Source organism: Variovorax sp. YR266, from assembly GCF_900107295.1.
In the GTDB taxonomy this organism is placed as follows: domain Bacteria; phylum Pseudomonadota; class Gammaproteobacteria; order Burkholderiales; family Burkholderiaceae_C; genus Variovorax.
Window position 1 is genome coordinate 593,943 of the sequence record NZ_FNPM01000002.1, and the last position, 20,089, is coordinate 614,031.

General features: G+C 65.6%; 20 protein-coding genes. 12 read left to right on the forward strand and 8 right to left on the reverse strand.

The genetic code is table 11. The annotated features are described in order from the left end of the window. Nucleotides 1-61 precede the first annotated feature (61 nt). Together BLW48_RS08360 and msrA are read left to right on the forward strand one after the other, a co-directional pair. Nucleotides 62-313 (forward strand): pentapeptide MXKDX repeat protein, encoded by a 252-nt coding sequence (locus BLW48_RS08360; RefSeq protein WP_093173986.1) that lies wholly within the window; start codon nt 62-64, stop codon nt 311-313. A gap of 100 nt (nt 314-413) precedes the next feature. Next, a complete protein-coding gene (msrA, locus tag BLW48_RS08365) occupies nt 414-1,115 on the forward strand; it encodes a peptide-methionine (S)-S-oxide reductase MsrA (RefSeq protein ID WP_093054545.1) in 702 nt (233 codons plus the stop codon). A 16-nt stretch (nt 1,116-1,131) separates the two neighbouring features. On the opposite strand, the gene BLW48_RS08370 is transcribed toward msrA, so the two are convergent. The 5 genes from BLW48_RS08370 to BLW48_RS08390 are packed head-to-tail and all read right to left on the reverse strand — an operon-like array spanning nt 1,132 to nt 6,759. Beyond that, nucleotides 1,132-2,430: an acetyl-CoA hydrolase/transferase family protein gene (locus tag BLW48_RS08370; protein WP_093173988.1), complete on the reverse strand. Its 1,299-nt coding sequence runs from the start codon at nt 2,428-2,430 to the stop codon at nt 1,132-1,134. A gap of 8 nt (nt 2,431-2,438) precedes the next feature. Next, complete coding sequence (locus BLW48_RS08375) at nt 2,439-3,449, reverse strand: class I fructose-bisphosphate aldolase (RefSeq protein WP_093173990.1); 1,011 nt, start codon at nt 3,447-3,449, stop codon at nt 2,439-2,441. A 51-nt stretch (nt 3,450-3,500) separates the two neighbouring features. Next, on the reverse strand, nt 3,501-4,673 hold the full coding sequence (locus BLW48_RS08380; protein ID WP_093173992.1) for an NAD(P)/FAD-dependent oxidoreductase: 1,173 nt from the start codon (nt 4,671-4,673) through the stop codon (nt 3,501-3,503). Between the two features lie 28 nt (nt 4,674-4,701). Beyond that, a complete protein-coding gene (locus tag BLW48_RS08385) occupies nt 4,702-5,607 on the reverse strand; it encodes a delta(1)-pyrroline-2-carboxylate reductase family protein (RefSeq protein WP_093173994.1) in 906 nt (301 codons plus the stop codon). A 6-nt stretch (nt 5,608-5,613) separates the two neighbouring features. After that, entirely contained in the window at nt 5,614-6,759 is a 1,146-nt protein-coding gene (locus BLW48_RS08390; RefSeq protein ID WP_093054535.1) for a branched-chain amino acid ABC transporter substrate-binding protein, read from the reverse strand. Between the two features lie 168 nt (nt 6,760-6,927). On the opposite strand from BLW48_RS08390, the gene BLW48_RS08395 reads away from it, so the two are divergent. Continuing rightward, complete coding sequence (locus tag BLW48_RS08395; protein ID WP_093054533.1) at nt 6,928-7,821, forward strand: LysR substrate-binding domain-containing protein; 894 nt, start codon at nt 6,928-6,930, stop codon at nt 7,819-7,821. Here the strand turns inward: BLW48_RS08395 and BLW48_RS08400 are convergent. Further along, complete coding sequence (locus tag BLW48_RS08400) at nt 7,818-8,846, reverse strand: aldo/keto reductase (protein ID WP_093074781.1); 1,029 nt, start codon at nt 8,844-8,846, stop codon at nt 7,818-7,820. The genes BLW48_RS08395 and BLW48_RS08400 overlap by 4 nt on opposite strands. Before the next feature lie 271 nt (nt 8,847-9,117). Between BLW48_RS08400 and BLW48_RS08405 the strand changes: the two genes are divergently transcribed. The 4 genes from BLW48_RS08405 to BLW48_RS08420 all read left to right on the forward strand — a co-directional run bounded on the left by BLW48_RS08405 (nt 9,118) and on the right by BLW48_RS08420 (nt 11,393). Further along, nucleotides 9,118-9,783, forward strand: coding sequence for a peptidoglycan recognition protein family protein (locus BLW48_RS08405; protein ID WP_093173996.1), 666 nt, complete (start codon nt 9,118-9,120; stop codon nt 9,781-9,783). Beyond that, the gene (locus BLW48_RS08410; RefSeq protein WP_093173998.1) at nt 9,780-10,331 is read left to right on the forward strand and encodes a hypothetical protein; all 552 of its coding nucleotides are present in this window, start codon (nt 9,780-9,782) and stop codon (nt 10,329-10,331) included. Before BLW48_RS08405 ends, BLW48_RS08410 begins: the two co-directional genes overlap by 4 nt. An 89-nt stretch (nt 10,332-10,420) precedes the next feature. Then, nucleotides 10,421-10,933: a GNAT family N-acetyltransferase gene (locus tag BLW48_RS08415; protein ID WP_093174000.1), complete on the forward strand. Its 513-nt coding sequence runs from the start codon at nt 10,421-10,423 to the stop codon at nt 10,931-10,933. A 127-nt stretch (nt 10,934-11,060) separates the two neighbouring features. Then, nucleotides 11,061-11,393: a hypothetical protein gene (locus BLW48_RS08420; protein ID WP_093074793.1), complete on the forward strand. Its 333-nt coding sequence runs from the start codon at nt 11,061-11,063 to the stop codon at nt 11,391-11,393. A gap of 27 nt (nt 11,394-11,420) precedes the next feature. On the opposite strand, the gene BLW48_RS08425 is transcribed toward BLW48_RS08420, so the two are convergent. After that, a complete protein-coding gene (locus tag BLW48_RS08425) occupies nt 11,421-12,128 on the reverse strand; it encodes a Crp/Fnr family transcriptional regulator (protein ID WP_093074795.1) in 708 nt (235 codons plus the stop codon). Between the two features lie 120 nt (nt 12,129-12,248). Further along, nucleotides 12,249-12,989: a Crp/Fnr family transcriptional regulator gene (locus tag BLW48_RS08430; protein WP_093074798.1), complete on the reverse strand. Its 741-nt coding sequence runs from the start codon at nt 12,987-12,989 to the stop codon at nt 12,249-12,251. A gap of 225 nt (nt 12,990-13,214) precedes the next feature. Here BLW48_RS08430 and BLW48_RS08435 point away from each other — a divergent pair, with 225 nt between their 5' ends. The 5 genes from BLW48_RS08435 to gsiB all read left to right on the forward strand — a co-directional run bounded on the left by BLW48_RS08435 (nt 13,215) and on the right by gsiB (nt 20,088). Then, nucleotides 13,215-14,339 (forward strand): sensor histidine kinase, encoded by a 1,125-nt coding sequence (locus BLW48_RS08435; RefSeq protein ID WP_093174002.1) that lies wholly within the window; start codon nt 13,215-13,217, stop codon nt 14,337-14,339. Between the two features lie 248 nt (nt 14,340-14,587). After that, nucleotides 14,588-15,574, forward strand: coding sequence for a MurR/RpiR family transcriptional regulator (locus tag BLW48_RS08440; protein ID WP_093174004.1), 987 nt, complete (start codon nt 14,588-14,590; stop codon nt 15,572-15,574). Next, entirely contained in the window at nt 15,571-16,539 is a 969-nt protein-coding gene (locus BLW48_RS08445; protein WP_093174005.1) for an isoaspartyl peptidase/L-asparaginase family protein, read from the forward strand. The genes BLW48_RS08440 and BLW48_RS08445 overlap by 4 nt, the downstream gene beginning before the upstream one ends. A gap of 39 nt (nt 16,540-16,578) precedes the next feature. Then, on the forward strand, nt 16,579-18,456 hold the full coding sequence (locus tag BLW48_RS08450) for a dipeptide ABC transporter ATP-binding protein (RefSeq protein ID WP_093174007.1): 1,878 nt from the start codon (nt 16,579-16,581) through the stop codon (nt 18,454-18,456). Nucleotides 18,457-18,534: 78 nt separating this feature from the next. Beyond that, nucleotides 18,535-20,088, forward strand: coding sequence for a glutathione ABC transporter substrate-binding protein GsiB (gsiB, locus tag BLW48_RS08455; RefSeq protein WP_093054515.1), 1,554 nt, complete (start codon nt 18,535-18,537; stop codon nt 20,086-20,088). The last annotated feature ends 1 nt before the right edge of the window (nt 20,089 follow it).

Sequence of the window (20,089 nt, forward strand, 5' to 3'; positions counted from 1 at the left end):
AGTTCACTGTAACCAGGCCGATCTTTGAAACGAAATCCAAACTCAACCCAGGAAGACTCCAATGAACAAGCTCACCGCAACCCTGCTCGCAACCTGCATGGCCTTCGCCGGCGCCTCGGCTTTCGCCGCAGACGAAATGGCGAAAGACGGCATGGCCAAGGACTCGATGTCCAAGGACGGCATGAAGAAAGACTCGATGGCGAAGGACTCCATGTCGAAGGACGCCATGAAGAAGGACTCGATGGCCAAAGACTCGATGTCCAAGGACGCCATGAAGAAGGACAGCATGGGCAAGGACGAGATGAAGAAGTAAGCAGAGCAACCCGCAAACGCCATTGACGCCCGGCAGATTCGGCGTCAATGTCGCGCCAACCGGCTATCCAGCCACCGAAACTCGCCCTCAAGGAGCCCTCATGAAATCCCTCGCACTCACCGCCGGCACGCTGGCTGCCGCCGCGCTGGTCTGGCACGCAGTGCCTTCGTTCGCCGAAACCGCCCGCCGGGTGCCCGCGCCCACGGCAGACCTCGTGGCACCGCCGGCCGCAAAGACCGAAACCGCCGTGTTCGCCGGCGGTTGCTTCTGGGGCGTTCAGGGCGTGTTCCAGCGCGTCAAGGGCGTGAGCAATGCCGTATCGGGCTACGCCGGCGGCGACGCCAAGACGGCACGCTACGACGAAGTCGGCTCGGGCCGCACGGGCCATGCCGAATCGGTGCGCATCACCTACGACCCGCAGCAGGTCAGCTACGGCAAGCTGCTGCAGATCTACTTCTCGGTGGCGCACGACCCGACCGAACTCAACCGCCAGGGCCCGGACACCGGCACGCAATACCGCTCCACCGTGTTCGCCGAGAACGCCGAGCAGGCGCGCATCGCCACCGCCTACATCGCACAGCTGAACCAGGCCAAGACCTTCGGCAAGCAGCTGGCCACCACGGTCGAGATGTCCAAGCCCTTCTATGCGGCCGAGGACTATCACCAGGACTACCTGACGCTGCACCCGAGCCAGCCCTACATCGCGATCAACGACATGCCGAAGATCGACGACCTGAAAAAGCTGTTCCCGGAGAGCTACAAGGCAACGCCTTCGCTGGTGAAGGCGGCCAAGGCCGGCTGATAGCCAACCCGCAGGCCTACAGCAGCTTCAGCCGCCTGGCCTGCTCGGTCAGCTCCGCCCGGAAGGCCGGATGCGCGATGCCGATGAGTTCGCGCGCCCGCTGCTTCGCCGACTTGCCTCGCAACTGGGCCACGCCGTATTCGGTGACCACGTAGTTGATGTCGTTCTTGCTCGTGCTCACATGCGTGCCCGGCGACAGCGAGGGCACGATGCGCGAGATGGTGTCGCCCTTGGCCGTGGAAGGCAGCACGATGAAGGCCTTGCCGCCGCGCGAACGATTGGCGGCACGCACGAAGTCCGACTGCCCGCCCGTGCCCGAGTACGGCGCGTGGCCCAGGCTCTCAGAGCCGCACTGGCCCAGCAGGTCGATCTGCATCGTCGCGTTGATTGCGATGAGGTTGTCGTTGAGCCCTGCCAGCGCCGGGTCGTTGGTGAAGTTCACCGGGTGCATCTCCAGCGCCGGGTTGCGGTCCATGAAGCGGTAGAGCTTGCTCGACCCCAGCGCGAAGGTGGCGATCGACTTGCCCGGCAGGTAGTTCTTGCGCCGATTGGTCACGGCCCCGCTCTCCACCAGCGTGAGAATGCCGTCGCCGATCATCTCGGTGTGGATGCCCAGGTCGTGCTTGTGCGTTAGCTGCATCACCACCGCGTCGGGAATACCGCCATAGCCGATCTGCAGCGTCGAGCCGTCGTCGATCAGGTCGGCCACGTATTTGCCGATGGCCTCCTGCACCACACCGATCTTCGGCAGGCCGACTTCCATGACCGGCGCCTCGTTTTCCACGAGCGCGGCCACCTGCGAAATGTGCACATGGCAGGCGCCACAGGCAAAGGGCACGTTCGGGTTCACCTCGAGCACCACGGCACGCGCCCTGGCAACGGCGGCCATCGTGTAGTCGGCGCCCAGGCTCAGGGCAAAGTAGCCGTGCGCATCCATGGGCGAGGCCATGCTGAAGACCACGTCGGCCGGCATCTGCCCGCGCTCGATCTGCGCGGGAATCTCCGAGAAGTAGTTCGGCAGAAAGTCGATCCAGCCCTCCTGCCCGCCCGCGCGGGAGGCCCCACCGAAGAACAACGCGACGTGGCGCACGTGCTCGACGGTCTCGGGGTCGATGTAGGCGTACTTGCGCATCGCAAGAATCTGCGCGACCTTCACGTCGTGGAAATCGCGGCGCTGCTCCGACAGCGCCGTGAGCAGCGTGGGCGGCTCGCCGACTCCTGTCGGCACGATGATCATGTCGCCGTTGCGCACCTGGCGCACGGCGTCGGCGGGAGATGCCAGCTTCTGGTTGTACAGGTCCTGAGGGGTCGTCATGCGTGGCTCTATGCCTCTTTGTAGTCGCCGCGACGCGCGGCCTGATTGGCCCGGGTGCGGAGCACCAGCGCTTGTTGGGCAACAGACACGTTGGCGGCATCGCCCTTCCATGCATCGAGCGCGGGCTGCTGCACCGCGCGGGAGAACGAGAAGGCCAGCGCCCACGGCATGCGCGACTTGAACCGGATGTTCATTTCGTTCAGCCGTGCGGAAGCCAGCTGCGCCGACTGGCCGCCCGAGAGAAACGCCACACCGGGCACTGCTGCAGGCACGGTGCGCAGCAGGCAGTTGACCGTGGCCTCCGCGACCGCCTCGACAGAATCCTGCGTGGAGGCCTTCTGCCCCGGCAACACCATGTTCGGCTTCAGCAGCATGCCTTCGAGCAGCACGCCCTGTGCGCGCAGTTCGGCGAAAGTCTTGTGCAGCACTTCTTCGGTAACTTCGGCGCACCGCGCGAGCGAATGATTGCCGTCCATCAGCACCTCGGGTTCGACGATGGGCACCAGGCCTGCTTCCTGGCACAGCGCGGCGTAGCGAGCTAGCGCGTGGGCATTGACGCGAATGCAAGCGCGCGTCGGCAGGCCGTCGCCGATGGCGATCACGCCGCGCCACTTGGCAAAGCGCGCGCCCATGCCGGCATATTCGGCAAGGCGCTCGCGCAGACCGTCAAGCCCTTCGGTGACGGTCTCGCCGGGATGTCCGGCCAGCGGCTTAGCGCCCGTGTCGACCTTGATGCCGGGAATGATGCCCACGCCCTCAAGCGCCTTGGCAAAGGGCTGACCCGCGTTGGTCTTCTGGCGGATGGTCTCGTCGAACAGGATGGCGCCGCTGATGCTGTCGCCCAGCCCCGGCGCGGTGACGATCAGCTCACGCCAGTCGCGCCGCGCCGCCTCGGTCTGCGGAATGCCCAGCGTGGCGAAGCGCTTGTTGCAGGTGGCGTTGCTCTCGTCCATCGCGAGCAAGCCCTTGTCGCCTGCGACGAGCGCGCGGGCGGTATCGATCAGTGTCTGTGCGGTCATGGGTAGGTGCACCTCTCTGGCGAAGATCGTACGCCCTCCCCTTGGCCCCGCCTAGATCACGTTCTTCTCCAGCAGCGGCCTGTTCTCCAGAATGCGCGCGAACGACACCGGCGAAAGGTCGAGGCTGCGGTATTCCCCGAAGCGGATCAGCTCCGCCACTCCGCGCCCAGCCGCCGGGCACTGCTGCAGGCCGTGGCCCGAGAAGCCATTGGCGAAGTAGAGGTTCTCGCAGTCCGGGTGCAGGCCGAGGATGGCGTTGTGGTCGAACACGTTCATCTCGTAGTAGCCCGCCCATGCGCCTGTCATGCGGATGGCTTCGAAGGCCGGCACGCGCTCGGCCAGTGATGGCCAGATGAAGCTGTCGAAGGCTTCGTACTCGACCTCGAGCGGCACGTCGTCATGATCCTGGTCTTCGGGTGGCGCGAAGCCGCAGATGAACTGGCGGCCCTCGGGGCGCAGCCAGATGCCGGAGGTGTCGATCACCAGCGGGCATCCGGGCAGCGTGTCGGGGCACGAGAAGCTGAACACGCTGCGGCGGCGGCCGCGCACGGGCAGATCGATGCCGGCCCACTGCGCCACCTTCGCAGCCCATGCGCCCGCGGCGTTGACGACCACATCTGCCTCCAACGTCTGGCCGCTGTCGAGCTGCACACCGGTCACGGTGCGCCCGTTGCGGCGCAAGCCCGTCACATGCGCCTGCACATAGCGCACACCCTGCGAGGCGGCCTTCTTGCGAAAGGCCTGCAGCAGGCTGTAACCGTCGTACCAGCCCTCGCCCGAGAGGCCCAGCGAGGCAAGCGCAACCCCTTCGGTCGAGATCCACGGAAAGCGCGCCTTCAGCTCATCGGGCGTCATCAGCGCAACGTCCACCGCGTGCGCCTTCTGCATCGCGTGGTTCTCGCGCAGCACATCGACACCGGCCGGCGAAGCGAGGTACAGGTAGCCGGGCTCGACCAGGCCGATGTCGGGCACGTCGTCGCCCACGCGCAGCGTCTCGCCGAGATTGCGGAAAAAGTCGATGCCGTACAGCGACATCTCGATGTTGATGGCGGTGGAGAACTGCTGGCGGATCGAACTGGCCGACAGTGCCGACGACGCCTGCTTGTACGAGAAATCGCGCTCGACCACCGTGACCTCGAAGGGCTCCTCTTCGGGGCTGCGGGTCAGGAAGTAGGCGATGGCGGAGCCGATGGCTCCGCCGCCGATGATCACCACACGACGCATGAAATGCCCTTCTTCTTGCCGCTCGTCATCACTGCTGTTGTTGATTCACATACGCCAGCCGCGCCGCCGCCAGGTCCCACAGCGCGTGGCCTACGGTCTTGACGAGTACCAGGCGACCTTGTTGTACCGGCTGTGCGCTGCTGAAAGCCTGAACGGTGGACCAATCGACACCCGCCCGGATCAGGTCGCCCGCCTCGCTGCGCGCGCCCTCCAGCGTATCCACAAACACGGCGCAGCGCCGCACCAGTTCGGGCGGCACCTCGGCCATGTCAGCGCGGTAGGCGCCGACGGCGATCACGGTGGCATCCGGCCGCACCCGCGACGGGACGACCGGTTCTTGCGAGTTGGTCGCGGCGACGATCACGTCGGCTTCTTCCGCGGCGGCGGTCGGGTCAGCGATTGCACTGGCGTCGACGCCGCGCGAGCGCATGTGCTGCGCCAGTGCTTCCGCATGGGCCTGCGTTCGCGCATGGATCTTCAGATGCCGCACGCCCCACACCTCGGCAAAGGCCTCGGCGTGCGCGCGAGCCTGCACACCCGCGCCAATCAGCAGCATGCGCTCGGCGCCGCCACGCCCTGCCCTCATGGCGCCCGCCAGCGACAACGCCGCCGTGCGTCGCGCCGTCAGCACATTGCCATCCATCGCGAGCAGCCGCGTGCCGGTGGCGGCATCCATCAGCGTCACGTCGCCCTGCACCACCGGCAGGCCCTGTTCCGCATTGCCGGCGTGCACGGTCACCGTCTTCAGCGCGGCGAAGTGCTGGTCGGCCGCCGGCATCAGCAGCATGACGCCGCCGGCCGCGAGCGGTACCGAGGTACGCGGCAACGCATGCGCCTCGCCGAGACGTTCGCGCTCGAACATCTGCAGCAGCGCCTCGACCAGAGCGCCCCAGGGCAAGGCTGCGGCGGTTTCCTCGGCGTTCAGTGTCCGCATGCGGCCTCAGGAGCCGGCCACGCGCACGCGCTTGCCGTCCTTGTAGGTGAAGACGGTGAAATCCGGCTTCTGCAGGTTGCCCTTGGCGTCGAAGCTGATGGTGCCGGTGACGCCGTCGAACTTCACCTTGCGCATTGCCGGCAGGTAAGCCTCGGGCTCGACCGAGTTGGCCGCGCGCATGCCGGCGGCCAGCGCCATCATGGCGTCGTAGAGGTACGGCGCGTAGGTCAGCACGTCGACGCCATAGCGGGCCTTGTAGCGCTGCTCGAAATCGGCGCCCTTCGATGTCTTTTCGAGTTCCTTGCCGCCGCGCGTGCAGTAGAGCAGCCCGTCGACCGCGCCGCTGCTGATCTTGGCGACCTCGTCGGTGCACAGTCCGTCGGTGCCGAGCAGCTTGGCCGTGATGCCGAGCTGCTTCATCTGCCGTGCGATGAGCCCGCCCTGCGCGTCCATGCCGCCGTAGAACACCACGTCAGGCTGCTTGCTCTTGATGGTGGTGAGGATGGCCATGAAGTCGGTGGCCTTGTCGCTGCCGTACTCCTGCGCCACCACGTTGCCGCCCAGCGCCTTCACGCCGCGCGTGAACACCTCGGCGGCGCCCTGGCCGTAGGCAGTGCGGTCGTCGATCACGGCGATGTTCTTCGCCTTCAGGTCTTTCACCGTGTAGTTGGCGATGGCCATGCCCACGTCGTCGTCGCTGGCCAGGATGCGGAAGACGTTGCTGTAGCCCTGCTTCGTGAAGGTCGGGTTGGTGGCGGTGGACACGTCGGGCAGGCCCGCGCGGCTGTAGACGGCCGAGGCCGGAATGGCTGCGCCCGAGTTGAAGTGGCCCAGCATGCCCTTCACGCCCATGTCGGCCAGCTTGTTGGCGACCACCATGGCCTGCTTGGGATCGGCCTGGTCGTCTTCGGACTGCAGCACGAACTTGATCTTCTTGCCGCCGATGACAAGGCCCTGCCTGTTCAGGTCTTCGACCGCGAGCCGCGCGCCGTTGTCGTTGTCCTTGCCCCAGTGGGCGGCGCCCCCGGTGAGCGGGCCGGCGTGGCCGATGGTGACGGTCTGCTCGGCCTGCGCGAACGCGGCGACGGGCAGGCCCAGAACGGAAACCAGTGCAATGCCCAGGGCAGTGCAACGGGTGCGCAAAACAATCATCGGAAGTCTCCTCGTATCGTTGGCATGGGGTCGGCACGCAGAATAGAGTCGTGGGCGCAAGCCGAACAAACGCTAAAAACGCACAACGTTGTGCACGCCGGGAAGGACACCGCCCCCCGGGCACGACCGGTGCTTTGGCTGAACGACTGAGACAACCGCTGGCAATCGATGAGAAAAGACATTCCCAACCTTGGCGCGCTGCAGGCCTTCGAGGCCTCGGCGCGGCTGGGCAGCTTCACCCGCGCGGCAACCGAGCTGGCGCTGACGCAAAGCGCCGTCGGCCGGCAGGTGGCCATGCTCGAACAGCGGCTCGGCGTGCCGCTGTTCTCGCGCGTGCGGCGTCGGCTCACGCTGACCGACGTGGGCCGCGAATATGCGGCGCGCATCAGGCGCCACCTCGACCAGATCCGCCGCGACACGCTGGAGATCAGCGCCGGCCACGAGATGGGCTTCGTGCTGGAACTGGCGGTGGTGCCCACCTTTGCCACGCAGTGGCTGATACCGCGGCTGCCGGAGTTCAGCCTGCTGCATCCGAACATCACGGTGAACCTGTCGGCGCGCTCGCAGCCCTTCTCTTTTCAGGAGAACGCGTACGACGCGGCCATCTACTTCGGCGACCAGTTCTGGCCGAACACGCGCGGCGGGCTGATCTTTGCCGAGGGCGAGATGGTGCCTATCTGCAGCCCCGCGTTCCGCGATGCGCACGGGCCATGGGACGAAGCCGGCTTCGAGCAATGCCGCCATGTGCACCTGAGCACACGCGCCCATGCCTGGCGCGACTGGTATGCGCAGCAGGGCTGGGAGTACACGGTGCACGCGTCGCGCGGACCGCGCTATGAGCTTTTCACCATGGTCGTCGCGGCCACGGCCGCCGGCATGGGCGTGGGCCTGGCGCCGCGCATCCTGATCGAACACGAGCTGCGCGCAGGCGAACTCGTGATTCCGGTGGACCGGCACCTCGACGTGCGCCAGGGCTACTACTTCGCGTACCCCGAAGGCCGGCCGGCCTCCGGGGCGCTGGAGCACTTCAAGCGGTGGGTGCTCGGGCTGACGCCGGCCTAGACCGGATTGGGGTTGCGTTCGAGAAAGCCCTGCTGATGCCAGTAGGGATAGGCCCGCGTCGTCGTGCTGGCCGCATCGAGCTCGGCGACCTGCGCGGGCGTGAGGTTCCAGCCCACCGCGCCGAGGTTCTGCCGCAGCTGTGCCTCGTCGCGCGCACCGACCACCACGCTCGACACTGTCGGGCGCTGCAGCAGCCAGTTCAGCGCGACCTGCGGCACCGTCTTGCCGACTTCGGCGCCGACTTTTTCCAGCGCGTCGACCACGCGATACAGCAGTTCGTCGGGCACCGGCGGGCCCATGTCGGCAGTGACGTGCAGGCGGCTATTGGCAGGCAGCGGCTGGCCGCGGCGGATCTTGCCCGTAAGCCGGCCCCAGCCCAGCGGGCTCCACACCACCGCGCCCACGCCCTGGTCTTGCGCCAGCGGCATCAGCTCCCATTCGTAGTCGCGGCCGACCAGCGAGTAGTAGGCCTGATTGGCGACGTAGCGCGCCAAGCCGTAGCGCTCTGAAACGGCCAGCGACTTCATCAGGTGCCAGCCCGAGAAATTCGACACACCGATGTAGCGCAGCTTGCCCGCGCGCACGAGATCGTCGAGCGTGCCAAGCGTCTCTTCCACCGGCGTGCTCGCATCGAAGCCGTGCAGCTGGAACAGGTCGATGTAGTCGGTGCCCAGTCGCTTGAGCGCGCCATTGACGGCCTGCACGAGGTGATGGCGCGACGAGCCCACGTCGTTCGGCCCCTCGCCGCTGCGGAAGGTGGCCTTGGTCGAGATCAGCAGCCCGTCGCGCGGGCGGCCCTTGATCGCCTCGCCGAGCACCGACTCGGCTGCACCAGCCGAATAGATGTCGGCGCTGTCGAACATGTTGACGCCTGCCTCGAGGCAGATGTCGATGAGCTTGCGCGCCTCGGCCACGTCGGTGCTGCCCCACGCGCTGAAGAACTCGCCCTTGCCGCCGAAAGTGCCGGTGCCAAAACTCAACACGGGGACCTTGAGGCCTGATTTGCCTAGATGACGGTATTCCAAAGTGGTACTCCTTGGTGTTTGCGGATTCGGGAAAAAGAAAACCGGCAAGCCGAACAGCCTGCCGCGCGGCCATTGTTGGACGGAGCGTTGAACCATGTGGGCGAGCGGGCTTTGCTGAAGCCGGCCACAAGTGGTTGACAAAGCCGCCACAAAACTCTCTTTATCGGTCAGTAGCATGCGCCGCGAGGTTGTGATCCATGTCGTGCACAGATGCGCGGACACGCCTCGCGAAGAGTCAGCAACCAATCAAAAAGCTTCAGGGAGAAACCACATGCTTGTCGAAGTCGACAAACACGGAATGATCAATCACGCAAGGGTCAGGCATGCTCGCAGCCCGCAGATCGAACGAGGAAAACGGAGTGGCGCAATCACCGGCATCGTCGTGCATCAGACCGATGCCGATACGCGGGCATCCTCATTGAACAGCTACAAGAACCCCAAGGCGAACGGAGCGCACTTTCTCATCGACAAGGATGGGACGATCTATCAGACGGCGGCGATCTATCAGCGGACGAATCATGTGGGGCCGTTGAAGGCGCGATGCCTGGTGATGAAAACGTGCAAGCCGCAAGACTTTCCCAGGAAGGCAGGAGCGATGGCGATACATCGGATCGAGATGCAAAAGACTTCCGGTGATCGCTATCCGGACAACATGGAGTCCATAGGGATCGAGATGGTTGGCAGGGCGAGACTGCCGGCAGGATTCAAGCCGATCCGCGAAGAACAAAACTGGTCCCTCGACAGATTGCGAGGCGAGTACGGCATATTCGATACGCCGACTGCTGCGCAGAATCAAGCACTCTCTTGGCTTGTCAGCGTGCTTGAAGATTCGATTCAGGTGCCTCGGGGCGAGGTATTCCGCCATCCCGTGGTCAGCAGCAAGAACAAGACCGAAGCCCAAGGCGCGAACTGGAATCTGCCTTCACCGAAGCCATGAACAAATTCAACGCTCTCGTGGCTACGACCCTGATCGCGGCGGCAGGAACATCCTCAGCACAGGCGGCAGACCGGAGATACCCCGTCGCTTATGTGCAAAAGGTGGAGATCACGGAACCTTCGCGCCGAACGGCCTGGGAGGACAAGGATTTTCTGGATTGCGACGACGTCGTACTGACGGAGGAAGACGTTCGTTATGCCTTGCTGCACATGCGCAGGGTTTCATGGAACGCCTATGCGCCGGACAACACGGACACCACCGGATGCAAGGGCAGCGCGCTGGTTACGTTCAAGAATGAACGGATTCTCGCCATGGGCATCGAGCCAACCGGGCGGATCAGCACCGGGGAACTCGACTCGAAGATGAACTCCACGGCGAGTCCTCCGGGCTTCTACGAATGCGACCCTTGCAGGGAACGCAAGATGAAACTCCTGAAGGACGCTCTGTACCGTGCAGATGAACGACGGCTCAAGAAGCTGGAGACAGAAGGAAAGATTCCCCCTGGCGAGGCGGAGCGTCGGCTGAAAGCCCTGCGAACCAACCGCTGACCGACTCCCTCCGCCCAACCCGCCTCGGCGGGTTTTCGTTCGACCCGCCCTCTCGATTCGCCGACAGCTTGGCTGGATAACATCGCCCGATGCAGATCTCCCTCGAGCACCCCGATCAACCCGACGTCATCCAGCTCATCGACGACCTCGATGCGTATCAGAAGCCGCTGTATCCGCCCGAGAGCCACTACGGCATCGACATCGCGGCACTGTCCGCGGCGAACGTGCTATTTGCTGTCGCACGTGATGACGAGGGCAAGGCCATCGGTTGCGGAGCCATCGTGATGGAACCCGGATTCGGCGAACTCAAGCGCATGTATGTGCGGCCCGAGAACCGGGGGCAAGGCATCGCGGCGAAAGTACTGGGCTTTCTTGAAAGCGAAGCAATGGCGCGTGGCTGCGCGATGTTCAGGCTGGAGACCGGCGTGAGCCAACCCGAGGCGTTGTCGTTCTATGCGCGGGCGGGCTACGCGCGGCGCGATCGGTTTGGGAGCTACCCCGACGATCCGCTGAGCGTGTTCATGCAAAAGGATGCAGGCCAGGCGCGCACCGAACGACAACAGTCCGTTCATCGCGACTCCCTTGTGCGCCGGGGATTTTGACGGCTGGGCTGCCGGGCGATTCGCACCTATGCGCGGTGCCGAACAGACGCAATACGCGCTGGCAGTCATTGTGGCCGGCGTAGCCTCTATTCGAGCTGCGCGCACTCCAACACCACAAGGAACCTCCATGAAGAAATATCTACTCCCGCCCATCCTGTTGCTCGCCCTGCTTGCTGCATCTGCCTGCACCGGCCCCATGGGCCCTCAAGGCAACACGGGCAACACCGGAAGCACCGGCTACACAGGCGCCACGGGCGCGAGGGGAAATACCGGCAACACCGGGAACACGGGCGCCACAGGCGACACCGGTAGTACTGGCAACACCGGCGCCACAGGGGAAACCGGCAATCAGGGAAATACCGGCAACACGGGCAATACCGGCGCAACGGGCGCCAGAGGCAACACCGGCAGCACTGGCACCGGCAGCGGAACCGTTGTCGTGGTTCCGGCCGCACGCTGATGCACTGACAAACACACCAGCCAGCAGCTATGCGATCAGATGCGCATAGCTGCGCCGGTTGGCCCGGTAGCAGTCGCACGCCGCGTTCTCCAGACCTTCGCGATCGGTGATCGTGATGACCCCCCGCCGATAGTCGATCAGCCGCCGCGTGTGCAGCGCCGTCGCGGCGTTGGTGATGCCGACCCGGCGCACACCCAGCATGCGGCCCAGCACTTCATGCGTAAGCGCAAGGTGCGTGGAATGCGCGCAGTCCTGCGTGGTCAAGAGCCAGCGCGCCAGGCGCTCCTCGATCAGGTGGAAGCGGTTGCACAGGCCCGAACGGCCGAACTCCATCAAGAGCACGCAAACGTAGCGATTGAGGATGCGCTTGAGCTTCGAGTTCTGCTCCAGCTCCTGCGCGAACGATTGCGCGGTCAGCCGCCACGCCATGCCCGCGCCCTGCACCAGCGCCCGCAGCGGCGCGCTCTGCACGTCCAGCGACAGCTCGTAGCCCAGGGCGCCCTCGTTGCCCACCATGCCCGTCTGCAGGCCGTCATGGCCGTCCGCAGTCGACACCAGCGAGACGAACGCGCTCGTCGGGAAGTGGATGTGATGAATGACATCGCCCGGCTCGTAGAGGATCTGCGCCGTGGCCAGCTGCACGCTGTCGCAGCGCTCGAGCAGGTGCGCACGGTCTGCGAGCGGCAGCGCCTCGAGCAGGCGATTGAGAACGGGGCGGGTCGGGGCTGATGTCACGGAACCGCCTGTTGGGAAGAGTCAATCAGCGCGGAAATGCGCAACCGGGCGCATTGTTGCCGAGGGGCCCTCTCGCGTCTGTGCGCAGGCGCACCAAATGCGGCCCGGCCGCCGCCGGGCTCAGGTCGCGGGTTGGCGAGGCAGCAGGCGATCCGTCTCACGCTTCACGACCTCATAGCACTCGCACACCTGCTTCTCCAGACCCGGGCGGTCCAGCACCGTGATGTGCCCGCGCGAATACTTGATGAGATTAAGGCGCTGCAGCTTGCCAGCAGCCTCGGTCACGCCTTCGCGCCGCACGCCGAGCATGTTGGCGATCAGCTCCTGCGTCATCACCAGCTCGTTGCCCGGGAGCCTGTCGAGGCTCAGCAGCAGCCAGCGACACAGCTGCTGTTCCAGCGAGTGGTGCCGGTTGCAGACGGCCGTCTGCGACATCTGCGTAATGAGCGACTGGGTGTAGCGCAGCAGCAGATGCAGCAGCGGCCCGCCGTTGTCGGTCAACTGCTTGATGTGCCCGGCGCTCAGGCGAAATGCATTCCCCGCGCTCTGCACCACGGCGCGGTTGGGCGTGCTGCCCCCGCCCATCAGCAGCGACACGCCCACCATTCCCTCGAACCCCACGACGGCGATCTCGGCCGACTGCCCGTTTTCCAGCACGTACAGCAGCGAGACGATGCAATCGACCGGGAAATACACGTACTGCTGGACCACGCCCGATTCGTAGAGCACCTGCCCCAGCTTGAGCGGCACCAGCTCAAGGAGCGGCATCAGGCCCGTCAGCACCTCCGGCGGCATCACCTCCAGGAGGCTGTTGCGCGCCACGGCTGCGAGCGAAGAAGACGGGGGTGGGGACGGTGCCATGGGAGAAGGAGGTTCCAAAGTGCCCATCATTTTGCGGCCGATGCCCCGGCGTCTGTGCGCTTGCGCACACAGGGGTGCGCGTGCCGGCACTCCGCGTATGTGCGATGCCGCACAGACAATTCGCCCGTGGGCGGCTAACGATGGGGCGGTACGCCTTTCAAGCGGAAGCAGAAGCAGGCGGCATTCATTGAATGAACCAGGCGAAAGCCATCGAGGTCCCGCAACATGCGCAACTTTCTCACCAACAACCGGGAAGAGCTGGTTTCACGGTGCAAGTCGAAGGTTGCACTGAGGCCCCGGCGGGCCGCCACCGAACATCAGCTGGCGAACGGCATTCCGTTGTTCCTCGAGCAACTGATAAGAACCCTTGCGGCCGAAGAAGACGACAAACCTGCCGAGAGCGTCAGGATCTCGGGACCATCGGGCGGAGACTCGCTGGCGTTGTCGGAGATGGGGATGACCGCCACTGCACATGGCAAGGAGCTGCTGAAGCTGGGGTACACGGTCGACCAGGTCGTTCACGACTATGGCGACCTTTGCCAGGCGATCACGGACCTGGCCTTCGAGCGCAACGCCCCGTTCGCTATCGGGGAATTCCGGACGCTGAACCGGTGTCTGGACAACGCCATTGCCGACGCGGTCACCGAATTCAGCTTTCAGCGCGATACGCAAATCGCCCGTCAGCAGAGCCTGGATGCGACGGAGCGTTTCGGCTTCCTGGTTCACGAGCTGCGCAATGCTCTGGGGACGGCAACCCTTGCGATTCACGCCCTCGAACTCGGCAACATGACAGTGGGCGGCGCCACCGGGAGCGTGCTGAAGCGCAGCCTGTCTTCGATGACCAGTTTGATCAGCGGGGCACTCGCCGAAGTTCGCAGCGGCGCGCCGGAACTGCGGCAGACATTTTCCGTGGCCCTGCTCATCAAGGATGCCGAAACCGCGGCCCAGCTCGTTGCCAGCGCCGCGGGTTGCGCCTTCGAGGTGTCACCCGTCGACTCCCTGCTGGCCATCCGGGGAAACCGGGAGCTGCTGCTTGCTGCATTGGCGAACCTGCTGCAGAACGCATTCAAGTTCACGCACCCGCACACCGACATCGCCTTGAAGGCCTATGAGCTTGGCGAGCACGTCCTGATCGAAGTCGAAGATCACTGCGGAGGGCTGCCGCCGGGAATCGCCGCCAAGATGTTCGCCCCCTTCAACCAGCACAGTCATGACCGGTCGGGCCTGGGCCTGGGGCTTTCCATCGCCCGCCAGAGCGTCGAGGCGGACTTCGGCACATTGACCGTGCGGGACGTGCCCGGCACCGGTTGCGTCTTCACGATCTCACTGCCGCGCCACTCGCTCCAGTGACCGTCGGTGCCGCCGGAGGTACGGCGCGCATCCGCGACATCAGGGGAAATCCCTAGACGCCCGTCCGCAACCCGCTCGGGCAGCCCCTCCACGAGCGAAACGCGTCGCGCATCGCCTCTTCAACGCCCCTCTTCCCCTGGCCCGTTACTTGCAAACTCGATCAAAAATGACAGAAAATTTTCTTATCTGACTTATATTTGTAAACTGGTTTTCAAAAAACGCACACTTTCGGGCACGTTGCACCCTTCATGAGCATCCTCGTCGACACCCCAGGCACCACCGTGGCCCAGCGCATTGCGCAGGCGCTGCCGCGGCTGTCGCGCTCGCACCGGCAGGTGGCCGACTACGTGCTGGAGCACCCGCTGCAGGTCGCCACGCTGCCCATCGACGAGCTCGCCGCCGCGGTGGGGGTGTCGGTCGCCACGGCCAACCGTTTTGCGCGCGCGCTGGAGTTCGATGGCTACGCCACCTTCCGTGCGGAACTGGTGCGCGGCTTCGAGCCGCTGGTGGCGCCGGTGGAACGCATGCGAGGCAACCTGGAGCGCCCGAGCACCGTGTCCGAGGTGTTCGCCACCGCGCTCGACGAGAGCCGCCGCAACATCGAAGCTACGCGGCAGTCGCTGGACTACGCCGCCTGCGAAGCCGCGGTGGAGCGCATCGGCAAGGCGCGTTCGATCTACATCGGCGGCTTCGGCGCCAGCGCATGGCTCGCCGGCCTGCTGCAGCACGGGCTGGACGGCAGCTGCAACGACGTGCGCCTGCTCTCGGGCGTGAGCGGTGTCACCCATGCCGCGCGCACGCTGATGCACGCGGGTCCGCAGGACGTGTTCATCGGCCTGACCTTTCCGCGCTACCTGACGGACACCATTTCGCTCGCGCAGATCGCGCGCAGCCAGGGCTGCTCGGTGATCGCGCTGACCGACCGCCCCAGCTCGCCGCTGGCACCGCTGGCCGACGTGGCGCTCTATTGCCAGACCGAAACCAGCTACCGCCCGAACTGCGAGACCAGCGTCCTCGCGCTGATCGAGGCGCTGACCAGCGCGGTTTCGCTGCGCGCGCCCGACCCCGTGCAGTCGGCCGGCCGCATCCTGCAGGCAGTGCGGCCCTGGCTGCACGGTGCCAACGGCCTGCCGCGCATCAACGGCACAGGCAACGGTGCTGCCGCTCTGCCCCATACATCCGATGCCCCTGCCCCCAGCGGCGCCGGCAGCAAGAAGAAGAAAGCTTCCCGATGACCCAGACTCATGTGCCCGTGATCGCCATCCACGGCGGCGCCGGCACCATCAGCGCCGCCACGACCAGCGCCGAACAGGCGCAGGCCTATCACGACGCGCTGAAAAGCATCGTGGCCGCCGCTCAGGCAGCGCTGCTCAAGGGCGCATCCGCGCTCGACGCCGCCTGCCTCGCGGTCGAGATGCTCGAAGATTGCCCGCTCTTCAACGCGGGCCGCGGCGCAGTGTTCACGCACGACGAAACCCATGAGCTCGACGCCGCCGTGATGGACGGCGCCACGCTCGCCGCCGGCGCCATTGCCGGCGTGTGCCATGTCCGCCGCCCGGTGCGCGCCGCGCGCGCCGTGCTCGAAGACGGCGCGCACGTGCTGCTGGCCGGCGCGGGCGCCGAGTCCTTTGCACGCGAACGCGGGCTGGAGATGGTCGAGCCCTCGTTCTTCTCCACCGAGGCGCGCCGCCAGCAGCTCTACCGCGTGCGCGACACCGGCCGCGTGGTGGTCGACCACGAAGGCGCGTCGATGGCGGCAGCAACGCCGCCGCTCGACGAAGACAAGAAGTTCGGCACCGTCGGTGCGGTCGCGCTCGACATGCACGGCCACCTGGCCGCCGCCACCTCCACCGGCGGCATGACCAACAAGCGCGTCGGCCGCGTCGGCGATTCGCCGCTGATCGGCGCCGGCACCTATGCCGACGACCGCACGGCCGCCGTGTCGTGCACCGGCAGCGGTGAGATGTTCATCCGCGTGGCGGCTGCGTACGACGTGTGCGCCCGCATGGCCTACGGCGGCGCCACGCTCGAAGCCGCCACGCACGCGGTGGTGCAGCAGTCGCTGCCGGCCATCGGCGGCACCGGCGGGCTGATCGCCGTCGACTGCCACGGCAATCTGAGCCTCGCCTTCAACACCGAAGGCATGTACCGCGGCCACGCGCGCGGCGACGAAGCGCCCCATACGGCCATCTTCGCCTGACAACGCATCGCCGCACGCCCCATTTTTCTTCGCACTCCCATGTCCACCCCTGCCCTCGCCCTGCCGGACGGCCGCGTTCTCGCCGTCGACGACCTCACCGTTCGCTTCTCGACTTCCGAGCGCACGGTCGATGCCGTGAAGAAGCTGTCCTTCCACGTCGACCATGGCGAAACGCTTGCGGTGGTGGGCGAATCGGGTTCGGGCAAGTCGGTGACCTCGCTCGCGCTGATGCGGCTCGTGGAGCACGGCGGTGGCCGCATCCTCGGCGGGAGCATGGCGTTCCGCCGCCGCAACGGCGAAGTGCTCGACCTCGCGCAGGCACGCGACAGCGCAATGCGCAACATCCGCGGCGCGGACATCGCGATGATCTTCCAGGAGCCGATGACATCGCTGAACCCGGTGTTCACTGCCGGCGAGCAGATCTCCGAGGCCATCCGCATCCACCAGGGCAAGAGCGACTCGGCCGCGCGCGCCGAAGCGCTGCGCATGCTGGAGCTGGTGCGCATTCCTGAAGCGCGCAACGTGCTCGACCGCTTTCCGCATCAACTCTCGGGCGGCATGCGCCAGCGGGTGATGATCGCTATGGCGCTGTCGTGCAAGCCGCAGCTGCTGATTGCCGACGAGCCGACCACCGCGCTCGACGTGACCATCCAGGCGCAGATCCTCCAGCTCATCCGCGAGCTGCAGAAAGAGATGCACATGGGCGTGCTCTTCATCACGCACGACATGGGCGTGGTCGCCGAAATCGCCGACCGCGTGCTCGTGATGTACCGCGGCGACAAGGTCGAAGCAGGCAGCTCCGACACCGTGTTCGCGGCACCGCAGCACCCCTACACCAAGGCGCTGCTGTCGGCCGTGCCCAAGCTCGGCGCGATGCAGGGCACCGACCTGCCGGCCAAGTTCGAGTTGCTGCGCACCGAGGCCAGTGCCGACGCCCAGCCCGTCGAAACGCCCACGCGGCAAGACACGGTGCGCCAGGACACCGGCCCCATTCTTCGCGTGCGCGACCTCGTCACGCGCTTCGACGTGCGCAGCGGCCTCTTCGGTCGCGTGAAGCGCCGCGTGCATGCGGTGGAAAAAATCAGCTTCGACCTGTACCCCGGCGAAACGCTGGCGCTGGTCGGCGAATCGGGCTGCGGCAAGTCGACTACCGGCCGCTCGCTGCTGCGCCTAGTCGAAAGCCAGAGCGGCGCCATCGAGTTCGGCGGCAAGAACATCCGCGAGCTGCCCACGCGCGAGCTGCAGGCGCTGCGCCGGAACATTCAGTTCATTTTTCAGGATCCGTTCGCCTCGCTCGATCCGCGCGTGACGGTGGGCTTCTCGATCATGGAACCGCTGCTCATCCACAACATCGCCAAGGGCGCCGAGGCGCAGCAGCGCGTTGACTGGCTGCTGCAGAAGGTCGGCCTGCCGCCCGAGGTGGCGCAGCGCTATCCGCACGAGTTCTCGGGCGGCCAGCGGCAGCGCATTGCCATTGCGCGTGCACTGGCGCTCAACCCGAAGGTTGTGGTGGCCGATGAATCGGTGTCGGCGCTCGACGTGTCCATTCAGGCGCAGATCGTCAACCTGATGCTCGATCTGCAGCGCGAGCTGGGCGTGGCCTTCCTGTTCATCTCGCACGACATGGCAGTGGTGGAGCGCATCAGCCACCGCGTGGCCGTGATGTACCTAGGCCAGATCGTCGAGATCGGCCCGCGCCGCGCGGTGTTCGAAGCGCCGCAGCACGCCTACACCCGCAAGCTGATGGCAGCTGTGCCAGTGGCCGACCCGTCGCGCCGCCACAAGCCGCGCGCGCTGCTCGAAGGCGAGATTCCCAGCCCCATCCGCGCGGTGGGCGACGAGCCCGACGTGCCGCCGCTGGTGCAGGTTGCGCCCGGCCACTTCGTTGCACGGCACGCCATTGGCGGCGCTTTCTGATCCTTTCCGATCGATCAACCTATTTTTTCAACCCGCAGGCCCTCCTGCTTTTTTCCACGAACCGACTGGAGTTCTTCCATGACGCAATCTTCTTCCTCCCTGCGATGGGCTTCCGCACTGCTGGGCCTGGCCGCGCTGGCCGCTTCGGGCACGGCACTGGCCGCGAAAGACGTGGTGCTCTCGATCGGCTACCAGCCGGAAACGCTGGACCCGTACAACACCAACACCACCATCACCACGGCAGTGACCAAGACCTTCTATGAAGGCCTGTTCCAGTTCGACAAGGACCTGAAGGTGCAGAACGTGCTCGCCGAGAGCTACGACGTGTCGAAGGACGGCCTGGTCTACACCATCAAGCTGCGCACCGGCGTGAAGTTCCACGACGGCACCGACTTCAACGCCGAGGCCGTGAAGTTCACGCTCGACCGCGTGCTGAACCAGGACAACAAGCTGCTGCGCTACAACCAGTTCAACCGCGTCGGCAAGGTCGAGGCGCTGAACCCGACGACCGTGCGCATCACGCTGAAGGAGCCCTTCGGCCCCTTCATCAACTCGCTGGCCCACGCCTCGGCCGCCATGATTTCGCCCACCGCGCTGAAGAAGTGGGGCAACAAGGACATCGCCTTCCACCCCGTGGGCACGGGCCCCTTCGAATTCGTCGAGTGGAAGCAGACCGAAGCCGTCAAGGCCAAGAAGTTCGACGGCTACTGGAAGAAGGGCTACCCGAAGATCGACACGGTCTCATGGAAGCCTGTGCTCGAGAACAACACGCGCGCCGCGATGCTGCAGACCGGCGAAGCCGACTTCGCGTATCCCATTCCCTATGAGCAGGCCGACCTGCTGAAAAAGAGCGACAAGCTCGAAGTGGTGGCCACGCCGTCGATCATCACGCGCTTCCTGGCATTCAACATGCTGCAGAAGCCCTACGACAACGCCAAGGTGCGCGAAGCCATCGGCTACGCCATCAACAAGGAAGCGCTGGCCAAGGTCGCATTCGGCGGCTATGCCTTCCCCGCGCAGGGCATCGTGCCGCAGGGCGTGAAGTACGCCGAGAAGATGGCTCCCATTCCCTACGACCTGAAGAAGGCCAAGGAGCTGATGAAGGAAGCCGGCTACCCCGACGGCTTCGAGTCGGTGCTGTGGAGCGCCTACAACAACACGACCAGCCAGAAGACGATCCAGTTCGTGCAGCAGCAGCTCGCGCAGATCGGCATCAAGCTGCAGGTGCAGGCGCTCGAAGTGGGCCAGCGCACCGAGCAGGTGGATGCATGGCCCGATCCGAAGACGGCGAAGGTTCGCATGTACTACACGGGCTGGTCGTCGTCGACCGGTGAAGCCGACTGGGGCCTGCGCCCGCTGTTCGCCTCGGAAGCGTGGGCGCCCAAGCTGAACAACATGTCGTTCTACAAGAGCGAGGTGGTCGACAACGCGCTGGCCAAGGCGCTGGTGACGGTCGACGAAAAGGAACGTACCGCCCTCTATAAGACCGCGCAGGACGAGATCCGCAAGGACCTGCCGCGCGTGCCGATGGTCACGGAGCAGAACCTGTCGGCGCATGCCAAGCGCCTCTCCGGCGTGTTTGTGATGCCTGACGGCAACATCAACATCGACGCAATCTCCGTAGCGAACTAAG